Consider the following 1,085-nt stretch of genomic DNA (forward strand, 5'->3'; position numbering starts at 1 on the left):
AGCGCTTTTTTTTGGTTATATTTTGTGCGGAGTGGTTGACATTTGAGCGGCTAAACGTTCTAAAAATGTTTAACCGCTCGTCTTCTTGGCAGGGAAGAAACGAATTTTATAGTTCACTGCTTGTTTACCAGGATCTTCTACCTCAAGCGAGATGTGCATGGCTTTCTCTCTTTGCATAGACTGCTGAGCAAGAGTGTCATCATTAAGATATGTTTTCGCTTCTACAATTTGTTGTGCAATAGTTTTGCCGTTGATGTCCGAAAAGTACATAGCAAGGCGCGGAAACTCTTGGTCAAAGTCTGCGGTGTTAGTAAGCACGACATCAATGATTAAAGTGTTTGCCTTGAGAGGGTGGCTTCTAACGACCAAATTGCTACTTTTTATGGCTTCAAGATCAACAAGCTCAGGCAGTTTGCAGCCTAGTTTTTCACATGCCAATTGAAAGCCTTGTTTTGCTAGAGGATATTGCGCCAGACGTTCATAGTGAAACCACGCGATCTGTGCAGCGAGAACGGCCGTCAAGGCGAGACACGCTAGTGTAATGACGCTTTTTCTTAACCAGCTTCCTCTGTGAACGGTTTGTTCTTCCTCGTAATAGAAGTCTATGCGTTGAGGTGCATCGTCGGCAGATGGTTTTATTAGCTCATCATTAGTGTGGGATGTTTTTTGAGGCTCTAGATCTAAGCTGGGTTCTTGCTTAAGAGGCTTCGTTGGCGTGTCGTCTTTTAATATCTGGGCTGTCCATTCTTCGTCTTTGCTATCAGCCACTTCTGAGTGGTGTGCAGCTTCAGATGAGAATGCGTGTGCGCCTGAGCTATCAATTTCTTTTAAAGAATCGCTAAGCTGAGAATCATCGAATAAAGACTGTTTCTTTGCGCTCTCTTTCTCGTCATCAGAATCTTCAAAGATAAGCTCTTCGTCATCGGTCTCGTGAGTATGTGATTCGTGTTCTGTGCTTGGTGTTGGAATTTCGCTTGGTGTGTCATCTTGCGATTTAAGCGTTTCATTTCCGTTCTGAGGGATTAGGTAAGCGACAGCATCAAATACTTCCATGCAAGCTCCGCAGCGGACTTTGCCAGCGGCTG

Annotated in this window: 1 protein-coding gene; it reads right to left on the reverse strand. The window is 44.3% G+C overall.

Annotated elements, in window-relative coordinates; genetic code table 11:
- Positions 1-69: 69 nt before the first annotated feature.
- On the reverse strand, positions 70-1,085 hold a 1,016-nt coding region (locus A3762_RS24395), incomplete at its 5' end, for a DUF3426 domain-containing protein (protein ID WP_231878916.1).

Source organism: Oleiphilus sp. HI0125 (assembly GCF_001635355.1).